Annotated in this window: 14 protein-coding genes and 1 pseudogene; 4 read left to right on the top strand and 11 right to left on the bottom strand. The window is 70.6% G+C overall.

The window, feature by feature from the left end; all coding sequences use genetic code 11:
• Positions 1 to 126: 126 nt before the first annotated feature.
• On the top strand, positions 127 to 771 hold the full coding sequence (locus OP04_RS52240; RefSeq protein ID WP_085066938.1) for a uridine kinase family protein: 645 nt from the start codon (positions 127 to 129) through the stop codon (positions 769 to 771).
• 35 nt (positions 772 to 806) lie between these two features.
• Here OP04_RS52240 and OP04_RS32635 read toward each other — a convergent pair whose 3' ends face one another.
• The gene (locus OP04_RS32635; RefSeq protein ID WP_033343731.1) at positions 807 to 1,895 is read right to left on the bottom strand and encodes an adenosine deaminase; all 1,089 of its coding nucleotides are present in this window, start codon (positions 1,893 to 1,895) and stop codon (positions 807 to 809) included.
• 59 nt (positions 1,896 to 1,954) lie between these two features.
• Between OP04_RS32635 and OP04_RS32630 the strand changes: the two genes are divergently transcribed.
• Positions 1,955 to 2,791 (top strand): putative RNA methyltransferase, encoded by an 837-nt coding sequence (locus tag OP04_RS32630; RefSeq protein ID WP_033343730.1) that lies wholly within the window; start codon positions 1,955 to 1,957, stop codon positions 2,789 to 2,791.
• Here OP04_RS32630 and OP04_RS32625 read toward each other — a convergent pair.
• The 8 genes from OP04_RS32625 to OP04_RS32590 all read right to left on the bottom strand — a co-directional run bounded on the left by OP04_RS32625 (position 2,783) and on the right by OP04_RS32590 (position 11,550).
• On the bottom strand, positions 2,783 to 3,463 hold the full coding sequence (locus OP04_RS32625; protein WP_033343729.1) for a DUF4272 domain-containing protein: 681 nt from the start codon (positions 3,461 to 3,463) through the stop codon (positions 2,783 to 2,785). The two genes, OP04_RS32630 and OP04_RS32625, sit on opposite strands and share 9 nt — an antisense overlap.
• 114 nt (positions 3,464 to 3,577) lie before the next feature.
• Positions 3,578 to 4,888, bottom strand: coding sequence for a thymidine phosphorylase (locus OP04_RS32620; protein WP_033343728.1), 1,311 nt, complete (start codon positions 4,886 to 4,888; stop codon positions 3,578 to 3,580).
• Between the two features lie 14 nt (positions 4,889 to 4,902).
• Positions 4,903 to 5,604, bottom strand: a complete 702-nt coding sequence (locus OP04_RS32615; protein WP_033343806.1) for a cytidine deaminase — start codon at positions 5,602 to 5,604, stop codon at positions 4,903 to 4,905.
• A 58-nt stretch (positions 5,605 to 5,662) separates the two neighbouring features.
• Positions 5,663 to 6,925 carry an ABC transporter permease gene (locus OP04_RS32610; RefSeq protein ID WP_408606803.1) on the bottom strand — a complete coding sequence of 421 codons (1,263 nt, stop codon included), beginning with the start codon at positions 6,923 to 6,925 and terminating at the stop codon, positions 5,663 to 5,665.
• A 2-nt stretch (positions 6,926 to 6,927) separates the two neighbouring features.
• The gene (locus tag OP04_RS32605; protein ID WP_033343726.1) at positions 6,928 to 8,181 is read right to left on the bottom strand and encodes an ABC transporter permease; all 1,254 of its coding nucleotides are present in this window, start codon (positions 8,179 to 8,181) and stop codon (positions 6,928 to 6,930) included.
• Positions 8,178 to 9,821, bottom strand: a complete 1,644-nt coding sequence (locus tag OP04_RS32600; protein ID WP_332309693.1) for an ABC transporter ATP-binding protein — start codon at positions 9,819 to 9,821, stop codon at positions 8,178 to 8,180. The genes OP04_RS32605 and OP04_RS32600 overlap by 4 nt, the downstream gene beginning before the upstream one ends.
• A 102-nt stretch (positions 9,822 to 9,923) precedes the next feature.
• Positions 9,924 to 10,988, bottom strand: coding sequence for a BMP family lipoprotein (locus OP04_RS32595; protein WP_085066952.1), 1,065 nt, complete (start codon positions 10,986 to 10,988; stop codon positions 9,924 to 9,926).
• A 286-nt stretch (positions 10,989 to 11,274) separates the two neighbouring features.
• On the bottom strand, positions 11,275 to 11,550 hold the full coding sequence (locus tag OP04_RS32590; RefSeq protein ID WP_408606801.1) for an SCO4848 family membrane protein: 276 nt from the start codon (positions 11,548 to 11,550) through the stop codon (positions 11,275 to 11,277).
• Between the two features lie 178 nt (positions 11,551 to 11,728).
• Between OP04_RS32590 and OP04_RS32585 the strand changes: the two genes are divergently transcribed.
• Positions 11,729 to 12,439, top strand: a complete 711-nt coding sequence (locus tag OP04_RS32585; protein WP_033343724.1) for a DUF305 domain-containing protein — start codon at positions 11,729 to 11,731, stop codon at positions 12,437 to 12,439.
• Positions 12,440 to 12,901: 462 nt separating this feature from the next.
• Here OP04_RS32585 and OP04_RS32580 read toward each other — a convergent pair whose 3' ends face one another.
• Positions 12,902 to 13,783: a LysR family transcriptional regulator gene (locus OP04_RS32580; protein ID WP_033343723.1), complete on the bottom strand. Its 882-nt coding sequence runs from the start codon at positions 13,781 to 13,783 to the stop codon at positions 12,902 to 12,904.
• Positions 13,784 to 13,856: 73 nt separating this feature from the next.
• On the opposite strand from OP04_RS32580, the gene OP04_RS32575 reads away from it, so the two are divergent.
• Complete coding sequence (locus OP04_RS32575) at positions 13,857 to 14,135, top strand: CBU_0592 family membrane protein (protein WP_033343722.1); 279 nt, start codon at positions 13,857 to 13,859, stop codon at positions 14,133 to 14,135.
• 703 nt (positions 14,136 to 14,838) lie between these two features.
• Here the strand turns inward: OP04_RS32575 and OP04_RS32570 are convergent.
• Positions 14,839 to 16,206 (bottom strand): annotated as a pseudogene (locus OP04_RS32570) (LVIVD repeat-containing protein); the annotation flags it as partial.
• Positions 16,207 to 16,395: the final 189 nt, after the last annotated feature.

Here is a 16,395-nt window from a genome sequence, read left to right as displayed (position 1 = left end):
TGGGCCGAACCTTCGAGATTCCATCACGACGAGTGTCAAAGAGAAAGCCCAGGTTGGGTCGGACTGGGAGTGTGGTGGGATGTTCATGACGTTTGACTGCAACGTGTCTTCCCGGAGCTACCCATAGTGACCAGTTCTCCTGCCCGCGTCGTTCTGCTGGCCGGACCCTCGGGGTCCGGCAAGTCCTACATAGCCCGGCGAGCCGGATTTCCTGTGCTTTGCCTTGACGACTTTTACAAGGATGGCGATGACCCGACGGTACCTCGAACGGCCGATGGTACGGATTGGGAGTCGCCTCAAGCCTGGGATTCTGCCATGGCGGTCGAGACGATCACCCGCCTGGCCGAGACCGGTAGGGCCGAAGTGCCGGTTTACGCAATTGGGGTAGATCAACGGATAGCCACTCGGCTGCTTGACCTGGCCGGTTCGCCAATTTTTATGGCCGAGGGGATATTTGCCGCCGAGATCGTACGTGAGCTGAGGGACCGAGGGCTACTCGCCGAGGCATATGCATTGCGGCGCCCACGGACCGTCACGTTCGCCAGAAGACTCGGACGCGATCTGACAGAACGGCGCAAACCGCCGGCCCTGCTGGTACGGCGCGGACTCCAGTTGCTGCGTGCCGAGCCCGCCGTGCTGCGCCGCCAGGTCTCGCTCGGCTGCCGGGCCGCGAGCGCGGCGCGGATCGTCCGCGAGGTGCGGGCGATGGCCGGCGCCCCGGACGCGACCGGGACGCACGGCGAGCCCGCGATCAACCGACAGTGCGGATGATCTAAGGAACGGCAAAGCAACTCGTAACAGATCTTTTACAGCGGCTGCTCGGAGATCAACTTTGAGTAGGCGGGCTTGATCACTTCGTTGATGATCGAGAGGCGCTCGTCGAACGGGACGAACGCACTCTTCATGGCATTAATGGTGAACCACTGCATGTCGGCCCATCCGTAGCCGAACGCCTCGGAGAGCAACGCCATCTCACGCGACATGGACGTTCCGCTCATCAGGCGATTGTCCGTGTTGACGGTGATCCGGAATCGCAGATCCTTCAGCAGCCCGATCGGGTGTTCCGCGATCGAGGCGGCGGCACCGGTCTGCACGTTCGACGACGGGCACAGCTCCAGCGGGATCCGCTTGTCCCGGACGTACGCGGAGAGCCGTCCCAGCACCGGGTCGGTCCCGCCGGTGATGTCGTCGACGATCCGGACGCCGTGACCCAGCCGGTCCGCGCCGCACCACTGGATCGCCTGCCAGATCGAGGGCAGGCCGAACGCCTCGCCCGCGTGGATGGTGAAATGGAAGTTCTCGCGCTGCAGGTACTCGAACGCGTCCAGGTGACGGGTGGGCGGGAAGCCCGCCTCCGCGCCCGCGATGTCGAAGCCGAACACGCCGGCGTCGCGGTGCCGGACCGCCAGCTCCGCGATCTCCTGCGAGCGCGCGGCGTGCCGCATCGCGGTGACCAGCGTGCCGATCCGGATGTGCTTCCCGGACGCGGCCGCCTCCGCCGCGCCGTCCCGGAAGCCGGCCAGCACGGCCTCCACCACGGCGTCCAGGCTGAGCCCGCGCTCCAGGTGCTGCTCCGGCGCGTAGCGGACCTCGGCGTAGACGACGCCGTCGGCCGCGAGGTCGAGCGCGCACTCCTTGGCGACCCGGTGCAGGCCCTCCTCGGTCTGCATGACGGCGACCGTGTGCGCGAACGTCTCCAGGTATCGCTCCAGCGAGCCCGAGTTCGCCGCGGTGACGAACCAGTCGCCGAGCGCGGCCGGGTCCGTCTCCGGGAGCTCGTGACCGATCCGGTCCGCGAGTTCGACTATCGTTGCTGGCCGCAGCCCCCCGTCCAGGTGGTCGTGGAGCAGAGCCTTGGGTGCCTTGATGATCTCGTCATACGGGATTGCGACCATGTAGAGACACTAGTGCCCACCTCGGCGGATGTGAGCCCGGGAAAGGAAAACAGGCCGGTTTGAACGCGTCCGTGCTCCGATGGCTCCACTGTCCGGTCTGCGCCGCCCGAGGGGCGAGAAACCCGCTCGACCAGGGTGGGTACGCGGTGCGCTGCCCCGCCGGGCACAGCTTCGACATCGCCCGTCAGGGCTACGTGAACCTCACCACCGGGCGCACGCCGCACTCCGGCGACACCGCGGAGATGGTCGCCGCGCGGGAGGAGTTCCTGACCGCCGGCCACTACGACTTCGTGGTGCGCGCGCTCGGCGGGGCCGCGCGCACGGCGTACCCCGGTATGGGTCTGATCGTGGACGCGGGCGCCGGGACCGGGCGGCACCTGGCCGGCGTGCTGGCCGGCCTGCCGGACGCGGAGGGGCTGGCGCTCGACGTGTCGAAGCCCGCGCTGCGCCGCGCCGCACGGGCGGATCCGCGGATCTCCGCGGCGCTGGCCGACACCTGGCAGGGCCTGCCGGTCGCGGACGGCGCGGCCGGGCTGGTGCTGAACGTGTTCGCGCCGCGCAACGGCGCGGAGTTCCGCCGGGTGCTGCGCCCGGACGGACGGCTGCTGGTGGTCACGCCGGAGCCGGACCACCTGCGCGAACTGGTCGCGGCGCTGGGCCTGCTGACCGTCGACCCGGACAAGCCGGAGAAGATCGCCCGGAGCTTGGGCGGCCACTTCACCGAGGCGGCGACGTCCACGCACACGGCCGTGCTGACGCTCGGCCGGGCGGAGACGGCGGCGCTGATCGGCATGGGCCCCAGCGCCTGGCACGGACGCGCGGACCCGGGGGCGCTCCCGGAGCGGACCACGGTGACCGCGGCCGTCCGGGTGAGCACGTGGCGGCCGTCAGACTGACAGGTCGATCTCCTCCCAGCCCACCGGCGGCTCGTGGTACGGCCCGCGGAACACGATCGACCACTCCAGCGCCCACCGCCGCTGACCGATCGCGTTCGCGTCTATGGCGCCGGGCGAGGGCAGCCCGAGCCGCTCGGCCTCCAGGTAGCCGTAGTCCAGGCAGTAGTAGAGGTCGAGCAGCGCGGCCGCCTCCACCGCGTCGCGCGGTGCGACCAGCGTGCGGGACCGCCACTGCCGGTACGTCTCCCCGGCCGCGAGGTTCGGCAGCAGACCCATCAGGCGGCCGTCCGGCGGCTCCATCGGATCCAGATGTTTCGTCAGGCCCAGCACCCAGGCGAGCGCGAACACGGCGTCGTGGTGCAGGACGAACGACCGATGGTCGCCGCGCCCGCCCATGACGAACTGCCACTCCGGGCCGGTGACGCTCTCCACCAGATGTGAGCCGAGCAGCCAGCTCATCGCGGCCTCGGGCGGCATGCCGAAACAGCGTGCCAGCACCACGTGCAGAATCGCCGCGCGTGCCTCGATCTGGTCGGCGGAGCGGAGCTCCACCTCGTCACCCGGCTCCCACACCAGCGGAAACCCGTCGGGCGGCAACGGCAACCTGAGTCGGCGCAGCTCTTCGAGACTGGCCGCACGCACCGCCTGGGGGTCGGGAACGGCTAGGACCACAGCATCCTTCCCAATGGCGTCCTGCCCGGCGACACCCGTCGGCGCTCCCCCGCCTGCGGGACACATCACCGGGGACTGTCGACACAGCACCCCAATGCTCTCGCGCCGGAAACCTTAGCTGTTCAGCGACGACTGCACCATGGGGAGTCCGATCCGTTCAATGATGAGCGGCGACGTGGCCGCCGGGGCGCTGTCGATGGAAATAGCGCGGCGGGCCAGCTCACGGGCGGTCTCGATGCGCGCGGGGTCGTCCGCGCGCAGCTCCAGCAGCGGCTGACCGCGCTTGACCGCGTCGCCGGGCTTCACCTTGAGCATGATGCCGGCGCCCGCGCTGACCGCGTCCTCCTTGCGTGCGCGGCCGGCGCCGAGCCGCCACGCGGCCACGCCGATGTCGTACGCGTCCATCGCGGTCACGTAGCCGTCCGCGTCCGCGGTCAGCGTCTCGGCCTCGGCGGCGACCGGCAGCGGCGCGTCCGGGTCGCCGCCCTGCGCGCGGATCATCTCGCGCCAGCGGTCCATCGCACGGCCGTCGGCCAGCGCGTCCGCCGGGTCGACGTCGGTGTGCCCGGCCGCGGCCAGCATCTCGCGGGCCAGGATCAGCGTCAGCTCCACCACGTCCGCGGGGCCGCCGCCGGCCAGCACGTCGACGGACTCGGTCACCTCGATCGCGTTGCCGACCGCGAGGCCGAGCGGCGTGGACATGTCGGTGAGCACCGCGACCGTGTTCACGCCGTGCGCGCCGCCCAGCTCGACCATGGTGCGGGCCAGCTCGCGCGCGTCGTCCAGGTTCTTCATGAACGCACCGGAGCCGACCTTCACGTCGAGCACCAGCGCGCCGGTCCCCTCCGCGATCTTTTTGCTCATGATGGAACTTGCGATCAGCGGGATGGCCTCGACCGTGCCGGTCACGTCGCGCAGCGCGTAGAGCTTCCGGTCCGCCGGGGCCAGGCCGTCGCCGGCCGCGCAGATCACGGCGCCGACGTCGCGCAGCTGGGTGCGGAACTCCTCGTTGCTCAGCCGCGCCCGCCAGCCCGGGATCGACTCCAGCTTGTCCAGCGTGCCGCCGGTGTGGCCGAGGCCGCGCCCGGACAGCTGCGGCACCGCGACGCCGCACGCGGCCACCAGCGGCGTGAGCGGGAGCGTGATCTTGTCGCCGACGCCGCCGGTGGAGTGCTTGTCCGCGGTAGGGCGGCCGGCCGCGCTCAGGTCCAGCCGCTCGCCGCTGGCGATCATCGCGGCCGTCCAGCGGGCGATCTCCGGCGCGGTCATGCCGCGCAGCAGGATCGCCATGGCCAGCGCGGACATCTGCTCGTCCGCGACGACGCCGCGGGTGTAGGCGTCGATCACCCAGTCGATCTGGGCGTCGCTCAGCGTGTGCCCGTCCCGCTTGGCCCGGATGACGTCGACCGCCGCAAAGTCCTTCATACCGGATTCCCCGCTCACGACTCGCGCCCCTCGTTGAATGCCGCCGGCTGCTCGCCCTCGCCCGCCCAGGTCATCGTGCCCTCCGCGTCGACCACGATCACCCGCGGTGTCCGGGCCCGGCCCCACCGCACACCCTCCTCGGTGTCCGGCCAGATCGGGCCCTCCTCCAGGATTCCGGCCCGCTGGTCCTCCGCGGTGCCGCTGGAGCGGTCCCAGTAGCCGGTCCACACCTGCCTGCCGCCGTCGACCTCCGGGTGGACGAAGACGGTGCCCTGGCCGATCCACTTGCCCAGCCGCAGCGGCACGCTCGGCGCCGGCGAGCTGGTCACCACGGCCAGGTCCGCCGGGCCGAAGCCGTGCGGCATCAGCTCGTCCATCAGCAGCGGCGACGGGATCGCCTCGACCAGGCAGCTCGGCCCGCCGTTCTCCCACAGCAGCTGGCGGCACCGGCCGCACGGCATGATCGGCTCGCCGGTCGCGTCGACGCAGGAGATCGCCACGATCCGGCCGCCGCCGCTGGCGTGCAGCTGGGACACCACGCCGCACTCGGCGCAGAGCGCGACGCCGTACCCCGCGTTCTCCACGTTGCAGCCGACCACGACGCGCCCGTCGTCGATGAGCGCGGCCGCGCCGACCGGGAAGCGTGAGTAGGGCGCGTACGCCCGCTGCATCACCTCGACGGCGGCCGCGCGCAACTCGACCCAGTTGATCTCCATCTTCACGCCCTCAATCCTGAACCACGCACACAGTCCCGGGCACCCGGAACCGGCAACCCTAGCTCTTCACATAGGGCTTGCCGTCGGCGGCGGGCGCGCGTACCCGGCCGACCAGGCCGGCCACCGCGATGATCGTCGCGATGTACGGCAGCATGTTCAGGAACTGGCTCGGCACCGGGCTGCCGATCGCGCTCAGGTAGATCGCCAGCTTGTTCGCGAAGCCGAAGAACAGCGCCGCGAAGAGCGCGCCCACCGGCCGGAACCCGCCGAAGATCAGCGCGGCCAGCGCGATGAAGCCCGCGCCGGACGTCATGTTCTTGCCGAACGCGCCGGTCGACACGAGCGTGAAGAACGCGCCGCCGAGACCGGCCACCACGCCGCCGAGCAGCACGTTCAGGTACCGCGTGCCGCGCACCCGGATGCCGACCGTGTCCGCCGCGGTCGGGTGCTCGCCGACCGCGCGCGTGCGCAGGCCCCACCGGGTCCGGCCGAGCCCGAAGTGGATCACCGCGACCAGGATCAGCGCGATGTAGACCAGCGGGCTCGCGTTGAACAGCACCGGGCCGATCACCGGGATGTCGGCCAGCACCGGGATGCGCAGGTTCTGCATGTGCGGCGGCGTGTTGAAGCCGGCCGCGTCCGTCTGCATCAGCCGCTCGTAGAGGAAGCCGGTGACGCCGAGCGCGAGCAGGTTCAGCACCGTGCCGATGACCACCTGGTCGACCAGGAACCGGATCGCCAGCACGGCCAGCAGCGCCGCGATGATCACGCTGCCGGTGATCGCGCCGACCACGCCCAGCCAGACGCTCGCGGTCATGGTGCCGACCAGCGCCGCGCCGAACGCGCCCATCAGCAGCTGGCCCTCGATGCCGATGTTCACCACGCCGGTGCGCTCGCAGAGCACGCCGCAGAGCGCGCCCAGGATCAGCGGCACGGCCAGATCCAGCGAGCCGCTGGCGGTGTCGACCAGCGGCATGAAGCTGCCGGCCACCTGCCAGCACAGGAACGACAGCACGAAGCCGAGCACGCCGGCGCCGAGCAGCACGTTGAACCAGCGTCGTGCCACACCGGCCAGCAGGCCCGCGCCGGCCGCGACCGTTATCGCGCCGAACACGACGGCGCCGAGCTTGCCGTTGATGCTCAGCGCCGCGCCCTGGGCGTCGTCGCTGAGCGTGAACCGCGCCTCCGCCGACTCCGCGATCAGGCCGAACAGCACCGCGGCCACCAGGCCGAGCCCGACCAGCGTCGCGCCGCCCTTGCGCTCACGCGTCCAGTACTTGCCGGGCGCGAGCTCGTCCACCGTGAGAAGGGTCGTGGACACGGTCACCACCCCTTCGCGATGCTGGTCGACAGCCGGGCCGCGCGTGCGGCCCGCAGCCGGAAGATGGCCTTCACCAGGGCGGGCGCCGCGATGAAGATGACGATGAGCGCCTGCAGCACGGTCACCAGTTCCAGGGAGACGCTGGCGTACGACTGCATCCGGTTCCCGCCCGCGCGCAGCGCGCCGAACAGGATCGCGGCCCACAGCACGCCCCACGGCCTGCCGCGGCCGAGCAGTGCGACCAGCAGGCCGTCGAAGCCGATGTTGCCGGCCACCTGGCCGCTCAGCGCGTAACTGGTGCCGAGCACCTGGGTGGCGCCACCGAGACCGGCCAGGCCACCGGAGACGACCATCAGCATCGTGTACGTCGCCGTGACGCTGATGCCCGCGGTCTTCGCCGCGTCCGGGTTCGCACCGACCGCGCGCAGCTCGAAGCCGAACGTCGAGCGGTTGAGCAGCCAGGAGACGCCCCAGGTGGCGAGCCCGGCCAGCACGATGCCGAGGTGCACGCGCTGGTCGCCGCCGAGCAGGCCGGGCAGCTGCGCGGACGGGTCGACCGCCTTGCTGATCGCGTCCGTGCGCTCCGGGTCGTGGACGCCGGGCTGCATGATGATCCAGCCCAGGAACAGGCCGGCGATGTAGTTCAGCATGATCGAGGTGATCACCTCGTGCGCGCCGAACCGGGCCTTCAGGATGCCGGGCAGGAAGCCCCAGAACGCGCCGCCGATCATGCCCGCCACCAGCGCCACCACCAGGTGCACGCCGATCGGCAGCGGGATCAGGAAACCGGCGGTGGCGGCCAGGATCGTACCCATGATCGCCTGGCCCTGGGCACCGATGTTGAACAGGCCGCCGCGGAACGCCAGCGTGACCGCGAGGCCGGTGAAGACGATCGGGGCCGCGTAGGTCAGCGTCTCGGAGATCGGCCGGAACGCGGCGGACCCGGACGCCTCCGGGTCGAAGATCGCGCCCTTGAACAGGTTCGCGTACGCCTCGCTGACCAGCTCCCAGCTCGCGGTCAGCGCGTCCGCCGGGCGGGCCGTGAAGTAGCCGTAGGTGGCCAGCACGTCCGGGTCCGAGATGATGATCAGCACGGCGCCGATGACCAGCGCCGCCACGATCGCCAGGACCGTCACGGTGACCGTGTTCGCCGACCAGATCGCCTGCACGATCCGCGCGGCCGCGTTCTCGTCCCGGCCGGGGCCGCCCTTCGCGGGCGCCTCCGGCGCGGAAGCCCCGGGAGCCTCGGTGCTCACGCCTGCTCCTTCTTCTCTATCGGCTCGGCGGCCTCGGCCTCAGCCGACTCCGACTCCGTGACACCGGCCATCAGCAGGCCGATCTTCTCCACCGGGGTGTCCGGGCCGACGACCGCCAGGATCCGGCCCCGGTACATGACCGCGATCCGGTCCGCGAGCCCGATCACCTCGTCCAGCTCGCTGGAGACCAGCAGCACGCCGGTGCCGGCGTCGCGCTCGTGCACGATCTGCGCGTGGATGAACTCGATCGAGCCGACGTCCACGCCGCGGGTCGGCTGGCAGGCGACGAACAGCTTGAGCGGCCGGGACATCTCCCGGGCCACGATGACCTTCTGCTGGTTGCCGCCGGAGAGCGTGCCGACCGGCGCCTCCGCGGACGGCGTGCGGACGTCGAACTTCCCGATCCGCTCGGCCGCGTTCGCCGCGATCCTCTCCGGCTGGAGCACCATGCCCTTCGCGTACGGCGCCTGGTGGTAGAGGTCCAGCACCAGGTTCTCCGCGACGCTGAACTCCTTGACCACGCCGTCGACGCTGCGGTCCTCCGGCACGTAGCCGACGCCGGCCCGCAACACCTGCTTGGTGGAGCGCCCGGCCAGCGGCGCGCCGTCGAGCGAGACCGTGCCGCCCTCGATCGCGCGCAGGCCCATGATCGCCTCGATCAGCTCGGTCTGGCCGTTGCCCTGCACGCCCGCGATGCCGAGAATCTCGCCGGCCCGCACGGTCAGGTCCACGCCCGCGACCTGCACGGTGCCGCGATCGTCGCGGACCGTCAGCCCGGCCACCTCCAGCACCGGCGCACCCGGCTGCGCCGGCTCCTTCTGCACCTCGAGCACGACGTCGCGACCGACCATGAGCGCGGCCAGCTCGTCCTTGCTCGCGGACGGGGAGGCGGTGCCGACGGTCCTACCGCGCCGGATCACGGTGATCCGGTCGGCGATCGTCTTCACCTCCTGCAGCTTGTGCGTGATGAAGACGATCGACTTGCCGGACTCCTTGAGCGTGCGCATGACCGCGAGCAGCTCGTCCGTCTCCTGCGGCGTGAGCACGGCGGTCGGCTCGTCCAGGATCAGCAGGTCGACGTTGCGGGTGAGCGCCTTGATGATCTCGACGCGCTGCTGCACGCCGACCGGCAGGTCCTCGACCAGCGCGTCCGGGTCGACGTGCAGGCCGTACCGTGCGGAGACGTCCTTGATCTCCCGGCGGGCGCGGCGCCGGTCGAGCCAGCCCAGCTTCCCGCCCCGGACCTGCTCGGCGCCGAGCATGACGTTCTCCGCCACGTCGAACACCGGGATCAGCATGAAGTGCTGGTGCACCATGCCGATGCCGGCCGCGATCGCGTCGCGAGGCCCCTTGATCTGGACCGGCTTGCCGTCGACCACGATCTCGCCCTCGTCCGGCTGGAGCAGCCCGTAGAGCACGTTCATCAGCGTCGACTTGCCCGCGCCGTTCTCGCCGAGCAGGGCGTGAATCTCTCCCGGCTCCACCGTCAGGTCGATGTGGTCGTTGGCGACCAGGTCACCGAACCGCTTGGTGATGCCACGCAGTTCAAGCTTCAGGGCGGACCTCCTGGATCCGGTGCCTCGGCGGCTGGTGGCCGTCTGGGGGTGAGGCGATGTCGGGCCGGCGATGCTGCGGGGCACCCGGCACACGCGGGTGTCCTGCGGCCCCGCCGGGGGCCACATCCGCACCGGCCGCCGCATGGGTGTCCACGCGGCGGCCGGGTCGGAACAGCTCAGGGATTGTTACTTCGGCGCGGCGGCCGACTCAACCTTGATCTTGCCCGCGATGATGTCGGCCTTGAGCGCCTCGATCTCCGCCTTCAGCTCCGGGGTGACCTTGGAGTCGAACTCGTGGTACGCGCCGAGCGACACGCCCTCGTTCTCCAGGGTGCCCTTGTAACCGACGGCCGCGTCGAGCTTGCCGCCCTTGGCGCCGGCCACGACGGCCTCCTTGACGCCACCGGACACGCTCTTGATGACCGTGCTCAGGAACGCGGAGCAGTACTGCGCCGCGACGTCACAGCCGTCCGAGTCGACCCAGATCACGCTGTACTTGCCGCCGGACTCCTTGGCCGCGGCCGCGGTGCCCAGGCCGGTGCCGCCGGCGACCGGCAGGATCACGTCCGCGTTCTGGCCGACGAACGTGTCGGAGATGGCCTTGCCCTTGGCCTGGTTGGTGAAGTCCTCCGCGAAGGTGCCCTGCTGGGTGGCCTTGTCCCAGCCGAGGACCTTGACGGTCTTGCCCTTGACCTCGTTGTACTTCGCGACGCCGTCGACGAAGCCGTCCATGAAGATGGTGACCGGCGGGATGTTCACGCCGCCGTAGGTCGCCACGACACCGGTCTTCGAGTAGCCCGCGGCCAGGTAGCCGGCCAGGTACGACGCCTGCGCGGTGTCGAACTGCAGCGGGTAGACGTTGGTCTGGTCCGGGATCGCGGAGTCCACGATCGCGAACTGGGAGCCGGTGTTGGCCGCCGAGATCTTCTTCGTGGCGTCGGTCATCAGGCCGCCGACCGCGAGGATGAAGTTGCACTTCTGGTTCACGAAGTCGGTCAGGTTGGGCTCGTAGTCCGCGATCGCGGACGAGGCCACGTACTTCGTCTTGACGTTCGACGCCTCGGCCTTGGCGGCCTCCATGCCGGCCCAGGCGGACGCGTTGAACGACTTGTCGTCGATGCCGCCGGTGTCGGTCACCATGCAGGCGCTGTACTCAGCGGCGGTGTCGCCGCCCGCGGCGTTCTCCTCCGGAGCGTCGCCGCACGCGGCCAGGGCGAGCCCGGAGGCCGCCAGCACCGCAAGAATCTGAATCCCACGCGCAGTGCGCACAGGGGTCTCCTTCCAATGACCGCACACCGCACGTGCGGTGATCCCACGAGACGGAGAGCGTACGCTGCCCCAGGTCACGGGTTGGCCTACCGTGCACGACCTGTTGGACCACCGTTACCCGCACGTAACTCTCCTGATCAACCTTGCACCGCTGATCAGGAGCTTCGTGGGCGAATTCGCCACATGTAGCACGCTCGCAACCGGCCGCGCCGCCGCCGCACTGTGACACAACAGTGACCGAACAAAGTCCGGCCGCCATGAAAAAAGTTTACGAACCGGTAACGCGGTCCGGTTTCGCCGAGGCCCGCGCGGCCCGCCGGCCACGCACACCGAGCACCCCGACGGTCGTCCCGATCGCCAGCGACGCCACGATCAGCACCGCGTGCACCCACAGGAACGGGGTCGGCGCGCCGTCCGCGAACGACCGGTCATCGTTCCAGATCGCGAGCCCGAACCTCGGCCAGATCACCCAGGTCCACACACCGACCAGCACCAGGAACGCCGACCAGCGGCGGGACAGCATCACGCCGACCGAGTATTCCACCCCTCAAGATCAAAATCATCCGAGGGTACGGCCGGAACTCCCCCGGCCCGGCCGTGCGGCGGCCGCGCACCGTACCCACATAGATCTTTCAAGAATGGGGAATCGATCACTATCGGTCAGGCAATGATGACGGGATAGGATCGGGTGGATCGAAGGCGGGCGAGCGTCGGGAGTCCACATGCGACTGACGGACCGGCGGGTCCTCATCGGAGCCGGCGTGATCGCGGTGCTGGCCGTCGCCGTCACCGGCATCGCGCTGGCCTCGTCGCCGGGCGGGCCGGATCCGGCCGCGGCGCCGGGCGCGAGCTCCGGCAGCGCGGGGGCGGCCGAGCCCGCGCCGCAGCGCTCCGTCCTGCTGCCCGGCAAGCCCGGCGAGTCCGCCCAGGTCGTGCTGCCCTCGGTGCCGACCGCGAACGCGGACGTCCCCGGCGCGAACGAGCCGTGGAACCAGGCCGACGCCGACTTCCTGCGCGACATGATCCCGCACCACCGCCAGGCCGTGGAGATCTCCGCGCTGGCCAAGACGCGCGCGGCGAACCCGCAGATCACCGCGCTGGCCGAACGGATCTCGGTCACCCAGGCCGGCGAGATCAACGCCTACCGCGGCTGGCTGACCCAGCGCAACCTCGGCGAGAACTCCGGCCACGACCACGCCACCATGCCCGGCATGCAGAGCCCGGAACGGATCGCGGAGCTGACCGCGCTGACCGGCGACGAGTTCGACCGCACGTTCGTCGAGATGATGAAGGACCACCACGGCGGCGCCATCGCCATGGCCGGCGACGTCCTCAAGGCCGGCCAGGACCCCTGGGTCCGCCAGACCGCCACCTCCGTCGCCCACGAACAGGGCGTCGAGATCGACCGGATGAACTCCATCCTCGTGGGGTAGTAAGCGTTCGCGCGCTTCGCCTGCCGAAGCGGGCGCCTCATGCCCTCGATCTCGCCATGTATCGAGCTTTCAGCGTCAGGCCCGGACCGCACGGCGGCGCCCCGGGCCGGAACCACACGAGCCAGGGCCACGCCAGCCGGAGCCACGCCAGCCGGAGCCACGCGAGCCGGAGCCACGCGAGCCGGAGCCACGCGAGCCGGAGCCCACGCCGCAACGCCATGCAGGTGGCGATCGTGGCCGGCGGCTCGCCGCGAGAGGCGGCCTCGCCCGCAGCGTGCGGGCCCTCGTATCGCCCCGATCGACGGGCACTTCGTGCCCGAAATTTCAGGAAATAGCGGCCTGGCGTGCTGCGACATCCCACCCTGGCGCCGACAGCGCAGTGGCGAGCGGGCTGAGGCCGGATCAGCGCGGTGCCGGTCGGCGACGCCGACTACGGGACGCGGTGCCGGCCGGCAACGCCGGCTACGGGACGCGGTGGAGGACGGCCAGCAGGGTCTCCACCGCGGGGCGGCCGGCGCGGCCGGTGCTGACCAGGGCGTCCAGGCGGCGGGCGCCGGTGCCGGGGAGCCCGGTGATGCGGACCGAGGCGTCGACGTGGCGCAGGGCCAGGTCGGGGGCGACCGCGGCGCCCTGACCGGCGGCGACCAGCGACAGCATCGCGGGGAAGTCCAGGCAGGAGTGGGCGCGTCGGGGCACGAACGCGTGCTCGCGGGCGATCCGCTCCAGCGCCTGGCCGGTGGCGGACGACGCGGGCGAGGCGATCCACGGGCGGTCCGCGAGGTCGGCGTAGGAGACGGGCTCGGGCCAGGCCGCCGGGACCACGATCCGGTACGGGTCCGCCCGCAGCGGCACCACCGTGACCTGCCGCCTGGTGTCCAGGGTCAGGCTCTCGTCCCGCTCGAACAGCATCAGGTCGATGCCGCCGAGCCGCAGCTCGCGCAGCGCCGGCGCGCCCTCGATCTCGACGATCGTGCAGGTCACGGCCGGATGCTCGGCGGCCAGCAGCGCGAGCGCGGGCACCAGCAGGTGGCGGATGACGGTGGAGAACGCGGCGACCCGGACCAGCCCGGCCGCGCGGCCGCCCAGCCCTTCCAGCTCCTGCTGCGCCTCGGCCAGCTCGCGCTCGATCGTCTCGGCGCGCGCGGCCAGCAGACGCCCGGCCGCGGTGAGCACGGCCCGCCGCCCGGTGCGGTCGACCAGCGGCCGGCCGACGCTGTGCTCCAGCTGAGCCAGCTGCTGCGAGATCGCGGACGGCGTGACGTGCAGCGCCGTGGCCGCGCCGGCCAGGCTGCCACGCCGGGCGATCGCCGCCAGCACCCGGAGCCGGCGCGGGTCGAGATCCACTGAAGTCTGCCTACAGTTGCGCTTAAGGAAGTCTCGCTTCCACGTTAGCCCTCCTACCGTCAGGATCGGCGGCATGGATGCGATCGTCATGGTTCTCGGCTGGGCCGGCGCGGGTGTGTTGCTGCTGGCCTACGCGCTGGTCTCCACGAAACGGCTGGCCGGCGACGGCTGGCGGTTCCAGCTCCTGAACCTGGCCGGCGGCCTCGCGCTGGCCGTCAACTCGGCCTGGTCCGGCGCCTGGCCGTCCGCCGTGCTGAACGTCGTCTGGGTCGGCATCGGCGCGGTCGCCATCGCCCGCCTGGCCGCGGCCCGCCGCCTCCCGGACCGCAAACCCCGCGCCACCGCCGGCTGATCACCCGGCACCCGGACCCGAAGATCACCCGTCGGCCCCGCTCTGCCCACCCGCGCCGCTTTGCTCTGCTTACCTGAACTTATCCGGACGAATTACCCCGCCTGGCCGGGCAGATCGCCCCGCGGGCGTGCGGCGAGGCCTGGGTAAGCAGAGCGGAGTGCGTTACGCACCCCGGGACAGCGAGGGTGTTTTGTCCAGGTAAGCAGAGCAAAGGCGGCCGGAGAACGAGCATGGGCCCGCCCCCGGAAGGGGCGGGCCCATGCGCGGAACCCAGGAGCTAGAGCGCGTAGCACGCGCCCTTCTCGCGATGGTCGACCGTGTTCTTCACACCGTCGTTGATCGGGGCGACCTTGTTGTACTCGCACTCCAGGCTGCCGGCGATCGTGTTGCCGGAGATGACGACCGTGCCGGAGGTGTCGTGCACGTCGAGGTCGCCGGAGATCCGGTTGCCGGAGACGAGGACCTGCTTCAGCTCGTCCGCCCAGACGTTGCCGGCGACGCTGCTGTCGACCAGGGAGAACGTGCCGCCGCCGGTGACCCGGACCGAGCCCGCCACCGTGGCCTTGTAGGCCAGCAGCGTCGCGCCCTTCGACACCTCCACCTTGCCGCTGATCGTGCCGCCGTCGATGCAGGTCACGCCGGTCTTCGCGGTCACGCCGCGGGAGGCGTCGCGGAGCACGGTGTCACAGACCGGGTAGTCGGGCTGCGTCTGCACGTTGAGGCCGGCGAACCGGATCGCCTTCGCGCTGTTGGTGCGCGGGTCGTCGAGCTTCAGCACGTCGAAGCCCTTGGCGATGTCGTTCGAGTAGATGTGGCCGTTGTAGTAGTACGCCGACCAGGAGCCGCCGGTGATCGGCGTGGTGGTGCTGAGCGGGCCGCGCTCCCAGTAGCCGAGCTCGACCGGGTTCGCCGAGTCGGTGAAGTCCCAGACCGAGATGCCGCCCTGGTACCACGCCTGGACCAGGATGTCGCGGCCCATCGCCGGGATGATCGAGCCGTTGTGCGCGACGCAGTTCTCCGTCATCGCGTTCTCACGCGGGATCTTGAAGTAGCTCTTGAAGGTCAGCTCGCCGCCGGCCAGGTCGTAGACCGCGTCGGCGCCGCGGTTCGGGCCGGTGGTCGGGTTGCACTCCGCGGTGCCACCGCCGCCCAGCTCGTCCGTAAAGATGACCTTGGTACCGGCGTTGTTGAACGAGGCGGAGTGCCAGAACGCGAAGTTCGTCAGGTCGCGCACGCGCTCGGTCACGACCGGCTGCTCCGGGTCGGAGATGTCGAGCAGGATGCCGTCACCCATGCAGGCACCGGCCGCGATCTTCTTCGCCGGGTACGCCGTGATGTCGTGGCAGCCGCTCGTGGTGGAGCTGCCGTTGCCGCCGGGGTTGCCGCCGTCCGGGAACAGGTTCGGCTCCGCGAGGACGGACGCGTCGGTGGGCGTGGCCAGCGGCACCTTGACGATCGAGATCGAGTCGTGCGGCGGGGCGCAGTCCGGGTACGACGAGGAGGGCGAGTACGACGAGACGTACAGGTACGCCACCGTGTCGCCGGGGATCAGCGTGTGCGTGTGCGAACCGCAGCTGGTCTCCACCGACTTGATGTACTTCGGCGCGGCCTTGTCGCTGATGTCGAAGATCTTGATGCCCTCCCACGCCTCCTTGACCGAGGCCGAGGACGCGGTGCTGGTGCACGAGTCGTCGCTGCGCGGCGCGTCGGTGGAGAGGAAGAGCAGATTGCCGAGGACGGAGATGTCGTTCTGCCCGCCGGGACAGAGCACCTCGGTCACCACGGCCGGAGCCGACGGCGTGCTGATGTCGTAGATGACGAAACCGTTGTAGTTGCCGGAGAACGCGTACTTCCCCTGGAACGCCAGGTCGGAGTTCAGCGAGTTGAACGCGGCCGACTTCGGCACGTTCGCCAACTGGGTGAGGTTGTCGCTGGAGGCGATCTCGTCGACACCGGGTATCTCCGCGTAGGCGGCGGTCGGAGCCACCGCCACGGCCACGAGTGTGGCGGCGGCAGCGGCGATCCCGGCGAAGCCGATCCTGCTGAACCCTCGTGGGGTGCGGCTGGTCATCTGGCCCTGCCCTTCGTTCGAGGACGGCGAGACGACCGCCGTCCCGGACATCGAAGCATTCAAAATCAGCGAACGCTACCCCATTGTGAACTTGCCGCCACCCAACGTTCGGCACGCAACAAGAACGTCACAATGGACGATGATGTTGACTGATCTGTCGCTCAGCATCGGGCCGTGGCCGGAGCGCTC

Source organism: Catenuloplanes japonicus (genome assembly GCF_000717135.1).
GTDB classification, from domain to species: Bacteria; Actinomycetota; Actinomycetes; order Mycobacteriales; family Micromonosporaceae; genus Catenuloplanes; species Catenuloplanes japonicus.
The sequence above is the reverse complement of the archived record's forward strand: the minus strand, read 5'-3'. Positions and strand labels throughout refer to the sequence as shown.